This is a genomic window from Stenotrophomonas sp. 05L414_2 (assembly GCF_056397905.1).
Map to the genome: position 1 here is coordinate 1 of NZ_JBFTOJ010000218.1, position 5,884 is coordinate 5,884.

8 protein-coding genes are annotated in these 5,884 nt (G+C 67.7%); 6 read left to right on the top strand and 2 right to left on the bottom strand.

What is annotated here, in order from left to right; translation table 11 throughout:
- Nucleotides 1–92 precede the first annotated feature (92 nt).
- Genes AC1DJN_RS20165 through AC1DJN_RS20175 form a run of 3 tightly spaced genes read left to right on the top strand, consistent with a single transcriptional unit; the run spans nt 93 to nt 2,297 of the window.
- Nucleotides 93–1,151, top strand: a complete 1,059-nt coding sequence (locus tag AC1DJN_RS20165; protein WP_442251796.1) for a sensor histidine kinase — start codon at nt 93–95, stop codon at nt 1,149–1,151.
- Nucleotides 1,144–1,785 carry a response regulator transcription factor gene (locus AC1DJN_RS20170; RefSeq protein WP_282279800.1) on the top strand — a complete coding sequence of 214 codons (642 nt, stop codon included), beginning with the start codon at nt 1,144–1,146 and terminating at the stop codon, nt 1,783–1,785. The genes AC1DJN_RS20165 and AC1DJN_RS20170 overlap by 8 nt, the downstream gene beginning before the upstream one ends.
- On the top strand, nt 1,782–2,297 hold the full coding sequence (locus AC1DJN_RS20175; RefSeq protein ID WP_282279799.1) for a DUF1697 domain-containing protein: 516 nt from the start codon (nt 1,782–1,784) through the stop codon (nt 2,295–2,297). The genes AC1DJN_RS20170 and AC1DJN_RS20175 overlap by 4 nt, the downstream gene beginning before the upstream one ends.
- Nucleotides 2,298–2,320: 23 nt before the next feature.
- Here the strand turns inward: AC1DJN_RS20175 and AC1DJN_RS20180 are convergent, their stop codons facing one another.
- Nucleotides 2,321–3,499: a low temperature requirement protein A gene (locus tag AC1DJN_RS20180; RefSeq protein WP_282279798.1), complete on the bottom strand. Its 1,179-nt coding sequence runs from the start codon at nt 3,497–3,499 to the stop codon at nt 2,321–2,323.
- A gap of 14 nt (nt 3,500–3,513) precedes the next feature.
- Entirely contained in the window at nt 3,514–3,780 is a 267-nt protein-coding gene (locus AC1DJN_RS20185) for a hypothetical protein (protein WP_282279797.1), read from the bottom strand.
- A gap of 206 nt (nt 3,781–3,986) precedes the next feature.
- Between AC1DJN_RS20185 and AC1DJN_RS20190 the strand changes: the two genes are divergently transcribed.
- The 3 genes from AC1DJN_RS20190 to AC1DJN_RS20200 all read left to right on the top strand — a co-directional run.
- Nucleotides 3,987–4,520, top strand: coding sequence for an RNA polymerase sigma factor (locus AC1DJN_RS20190; RefSeq protein WP_180831086.1), 534 nt, complete (start codon nt 3,987–3,989; stop codon nt 4,518–4,520).
- On the top strand, nt 4,517–5,383 hold the full coding sequence (locus AC1DJN_RS20195) for a FecR family protein (protein ID WP_282279796.1): 867 nt from the start codon (nt 4,517–4,519) through the stop codon (nt 5,381–5,383). The genes AC1DJN_RS20190 and AC1DJN_RS20195 overlap by 4 nt, the downstream gene beginning before the upstream one ends.
- A gap of 70 nt (nt 5,384–5,453) precedes the next feature.
- On the top strand, nt 5,454–5,884 hold a 431-nt coding region (locus tag AC1DJN_RS20200; RefSeq protein ID WP_478039965.1), incomplete at its 3' end, for an STN domain-containing protein.

The following is a 5,884-nucleotide window of genomic DNA, read 5'->3' on the forward strand; positions in this document are numbered from 1 at the left end:
ACCCTGCATCTCTCTGGGGCATGCCGACCAAGGTCGACATCTACTGAACAGCGCTTTGCTATCCTTTCCACCCACGCCAGGGAGCTATCCCGATGCCATCGCTGTCGCCCCGCCGCCCACTGGTCGTGCTGGCCCTGATCATCGTGATGGCGGCCATCTTCCTGGTCGATACGGTTACCGACTACGCCGTTGCTGCCGCCTGCTTCTACGCGGCGGTGATCCTGGCAGCGTCGCGGCGGCTTCCCGCCCGCGGGCTCATCGCCCTTGCGGCAGTCTGCATCGCATTGACCGGCCTTAGCTTCTTCCTCACCCGCTTCGGCACCTACCGCATCGGCCTGGTCAATTCAGCGATCGGCATGCTGGTGATCGGCATCACCACCTACCTGGCATTGAAGATGGAAGCGGCCAAGGCCGCGGTGCAGGATACACAGGCGCGCCTGCTGCGGGTGGCCCGCGCCTCCACCGTCGGCGAGCTGACCACCTCCATCGCACATGAAGTGAACCAGCCGTTGGCGGCCATCGCCAGCAGCGCCGAAGCCAGCCAGCGCTGGTTGGCCCAGGAGCCGCCGAACCTGGACAAGGCGCGCCAGACCATCGCCCGCATCGTCGCCGACGCCCATCGCGCCAGTAACGTGATTGCCCGCATCCGTGGCCTGACCCAAGGCGCCGCGCCAGAGCGCCAGGCCTTCGACCTCAACCTGGCCGTGGAGGAAATGCTGGCACTCTCGCGCAGCGAACTGGAACAGCATGGTGTGACCGTGGCGCTGGTGCTGGGCAATGAACTCCCCCCTGCCCATGCCGATCGCGTACAGGTGCAGCAGGTGATCGGCAACCTCATCCTCAACGCCGTCGATGCGATGTCGGACACGCGCGTAAGCGAGCGCAGGCTGTCCATGCTGACGGCGTACGATGGTCGCGGCCACGTCAGCCTGAGCGTGCGCGATCGCGGTGTCGGCCTGCCCGCTGAGCAGACTGACCGCGTGTTCGATGCATTCTGGACCACCAAGGCGAACGGCCTCGGCCTGGGCCTCAGCCTTAGCCGCTCGATGATCGAAGCCAACGGCGGCCATATCCGCGCCGAACGACCGGCCGGTGGCGGCGCCTGCTTCATCTTCGAGCTGCCAACGGCCACGGAGGCTGCGCATGCGTAAACCCACCACAGCACCTATTGAACCGTCACCGATCGTCTACGTGGTCGACGACGACGCCTCGGTGCGCGCCGCGCTGGAGGACCTGCTGGCCTCGATGGGCCTGCAGGTGCGGGCCTTCGCCTCGACCGGCGAATTTCTTGCCCATGCGATGGAGGATGCTCCGGCTTGCCTTGTGCTGGACGTGCGCATGCCCGGGCAGAGCGGACTGGATTTCCATCGCAGCATGGCCAGCCACGATCTGCACCTGCCGGTGGTGTTCATCACCGGCCACGGCGACATCGCCATGGGCGTCAATGCGATCAAGGACGGCGCCATCGAATTCCTGACCAAGCCGTTCCGCGACCAGGAACTGCTGGACGCGATCCACAGGGGCATCGGGATCGATCGCCAGCGGCGCCGCGAGGGTGATGCGCTGGGCGCGTTGCAGCTGCGCTGGGGCACCTTGAACGCCGGCGAGCGCGAGGTGGTTGCCGGCGTGGTGCGCGGTCGCCTGAACAAGCAGATCGCCGCCGACCTGGGGGTCAGCGAGATCACCGTGAAGGTGCGTCGCGCGCAGGTCATGCGCAAGATGGAAGCACGCACGCTGGTCGATCTGGTCCGCATGTACGACCGGCTGCAGGCCGCTGCGCCATGACCGCCTACGTGGCCCTGCTGCGCGCGGTCAATGTCGGCGGCACCGGCAAGCTACCGATGACCGAGCTGGTGCGGATGTGCGAGAACGCCGGATTCCGGGACGTCCGCACCTATATCGCCAGCGGCAATGCCGTGTTCAGCAGTACGCTCGACGAGGCGGGTGTGCGCGGCAGTTTGGCGAAAAGCCTGCATGCTTATGCGGGCAAGCCGGTCGGCGTGCTGCTGCGTACCGCTGCTGAGATGGCCGAAGTGGTCGCCCGCAACCCGTTCAAGGACGCCGCCGGCAACCGTGTCGTCGCCCTGTTCATCGATGCGGAGCTGCCGAAGGATCCGCTGCAGGGCGTGACGGGTATTGGCGAAGAACAGCTCGCTCTCGGCAAGCGCGAGCTGTTCATCCACTACGGCGATGGCATGGCCGGTTCGCGCCTGCGCGTCCCCTTCGCAGCAAACGGAACCGGCCGCAACATCAACACCGTGAGCCGACTGGCGGCGATGGCTGCGGAGCTGCGCTGAGCTCAGGCCTGCCGGGCAGCCCCCTAACGGCGCGTCGCTGCAATGCTTCGCTTCAACCGTGTATCGGCCAGCCCCACCGCCAGCAGCACGATGCTGGTCAGCCACCCTGCCGCCAGCAGGTGCATCCATGGCAGCACGAAGCCGAGCACGACCAGAACCCCTGCCCCCACCAGGTGCGAGCGCGGCACGCGGCCGTAGACCGCCCGCTTGTACAGTGCGCTGCCCAGCAGGTAGATCAACGGCCCCGCTGCCAGCATCGCGGCATACGGCAGGGTCACCCTCGCCTCCGGTTCGTCCATCACCAGGTCGTTGCCGACGGCGGTGGCGATGATGCCGGCGATCAGCAGCGCGTGCACGTAGTGGAAGTAGGCGCCGATGCGGCCCGGGTCGTCGGAACGGGTGATGGTGTCGGTGGCGTCGCGGCTGGAGATGCCGAAGTACAGCCACCACATCGCGATCGTACCGGCAAAGGTCGCCAGCACTGCCGACACCACCGCGCCACTCCAGCGCTCCACCTCGCTCAGCACGCCGCCGGTTGCCAGCAACGTCTCACCCAATGCGACTATCACGAACAACTGGCAGCGCTCGGCCAGGTGCCCACCTTCGATGGTCCACTCGCGGGTACGCGAACGGCCAAGGCCCGGAAACGCGAAGCCGAACATCGGCGAGATGTACTCGCAGGCGACAGCCACCGCCCACAATGCCAGCCGCGCATTGCCCTCGACCGATGCACCGGCCAGCCAGAAGCAGGCCGAAACGCTGACCCAGGCCAGCATGCGCCTGAAGTTGGCGGCCAGCGGGTGCGAGCGCCCTACTTCCAGCAGCACAAACAGCGTCCGCCCTACCTGCATCGTGGCGTAGGCACCGGCGAACATCCAGGCGCGACCGGCAAAGGCTTCCGGGATGGACGAAGACATCAGCAACGCCAGCAGCATCGTGACGAACAACAGGCCACGGATACGCGGCGCCTCCGGGTCGAACCAGTTGCTGACCCAGCACGCGTACTGCCAGCCAAGCCAGACCGCAAACCACAACACCAGCGTCTGCAGCACGCCCAGCAGGCCCAGGTGGTGCAGCAGGTGGTGGCTGAGCTGGGTGACCGCGAACACATAGACCAGGTCGAAGAACAGTTCTTCGTAGGTCACCCGTGCATGATGGCCGTCGCGACGACGCAGGGCAGGAAGACGGGGCGTTGCCGGCATCACGGATCCTCGGTTCAGCGGCCCAGCCGCCAGAAGATGACACCGGCCACCAGCGCCGGCACGGCAAACACCAGCAGCAGGATCGGCAACTCCTCGCGCACCGTATAGCCTGCCCGGCTGACCCCCACCCACATGTTGGCCACCGATACCAGCAGCCAGGTGCCGATGAAGGCCAGCAGCCCCGTTGGCAGCTGAGGGCTGCTTGTGCTCCAGAGCCTGCCGAACAGCGCGAAGACGGCCAGCAGCAGGAACCCGCCGACGATCACCAGAAGCACGTGCATGGTCACTCTCCCCGATGGCTGCCATGCAGCCTATCTGCGGCCGAGTGTGCGCTGCAGAGGGTGATCATGGATTCACTTTCCGGGCACCGCGAACAATCCCGTCGTCGCTCATCCGATAGCAAATGCGAACAGTTCCCATTACTATCGTGACACCGCGCAGGGCTGGCCCTGCCTGGCACCCCTTCCTGCCTGCGCCGCTTTCCCGGATGTCCACGCCACCGCACCCCCCGCCACCTGTGCTGCCGTTGGTGTCCTCGCTGGTGCGCCACTACGAGGATCTGGTGGATTACCTGCGCCGTCGCTTCGCCTCACCCGGGCTGGCCCGCGAGGTGGTGCACGACGTCTGCGTACGCCTGCTGGAGCGCCCCGAACCGGCCGGCGTGCGCCAGCCGATGGCGCTGCTGCGACGGATGGCGCATGACGCTGCGGTTGATCGTTGCCGTGCTGAAGACCTGCGTCGCCAGTGGGTGGAACCGCGTGCCGAACTGCCCGATGCGGCCTGCGAAGGTGCCGGCCCGGCCAGACAGGCCGTTGCCGCGCAGGAACTGGCACGGCTTGTCGACGTCATCCGTGCGATGCCCTGTCGACGCCGCCAGGTCTTCATCCTGCACAAGATCCATGACGTTCCGCAGGCTGCGGTTGCCCGCCGCATGGGGATCGGCCTGAAGGCGGTCGAGCGGCATCTGCGGTTGGCGATGGTCGATTGCCGGCAGGCGCTGCCGGTGAGGGCGCTGACGTGACAGCGCCCCCTCGCCCGCGCCCTCCACTCCCGGACAAGGCCGGCACGCCTTCGCCTGATCGTCTGCTGGAGCAACATCGGGACACCCTCAAGGCACTGTTCCCGGTACCCGATCCGGCGCAACTGTATCGCCCCCACCGCAGCCGGCAGATCGGCGGGGCTGCGCTCGGCCTGCTGCTGGTGGCTGGACTGGGCGGGCTTTACGCTGTCGATCCCGGCTGGCAACAGCACGATTACCGGACGGCCATCGGCCAACGTCGCAACGTGCTGCTGGCCGATGGCAGCCGTATCCAGCTGGATGCGGGCAGCCATCTGCAGGTGCGCAGCCATCTGCGTTCGCGCCGCGCGGTGCTGGTCTCCGGACGCGCCCGCTTCGACGTGGCGCCCTCGCGCTGGCGCCGGTTCCAGGTCGATGCCGGGCCCGTGCAGGTGCGCAACTACGGCACGGTGTTCGACGTGGAGCGACGCGGTGACCGCAGTGAAGTCCGCCTGTGGCGAGGCGAGGTCGGCGTGCGCGTTGCTGGCCGTGACGGCGAGCAGCACCTGCAGCCTGGCCAGCAGCTGCTGGCAGGGACAGGGACAGGGCCGGTGCAGCCGCCGCAGCCGATCGCCACTGGCAGCGGGGAATGGACGCAGGGCCGACTGCAGTTCGCGCAGGCCCCGCTGGGCGAGGTGGTACGCAGCCTGCAGCGCTATCACCACGGCGCAATCGTACTGGACGAACCCGGACTGGCCACGCTGCAGGTATCGGGCGTGTTCGATGGCGACCATGCCGCCACCGCGCTGGCGCTGCTGCCGGAGATCCTGCCCGTCGCCGTCCACGTCCGCGGCGACGGCAGCGTGCACATCTCCGCACGCCACTGAATTCGGCACCGAGGGTGGGTTATGGCCCTGCTCATACGGCTGCTGCATGAACCCCTCTGAAGGACCCCGCATGACCCGCATTGCCCTGCCCGCCGCCCTGCGCCGCCTGACGCCTGCCCTGCTGGCCGTCAGCCTGTGCGCCGCCCTTCCGGCGGCGGCGCAGTCCACCCCCACGGCGGTGGACGTCCATCTTCCGGCCGCCCCGCTGCAACAGTCACTCAATGCGGTGGCCAGGCAGAGCGGCATCCAGCTGCTGTTCGCTGCAGACAGCGTTGCCGGCCGCCAGGCGCCAGCGCTGGACGGCCGCTATGCCCCGCGCGAAGCACTGCAACGGCTGATTGCCGGCCAGGGACTGAGCGTCGAGGAACGCTCGCCGGGCGTGTTCGTGATCCGCAGCGCGCTCGCTACGGCAGCTGCGGCGGCAAACACGGACCGCCCGCGCACTGCGCCAGCGCCGGCAGCCGCAACCTCGCTTGGCAGAGTGACTGTGTCGGCGTCCAC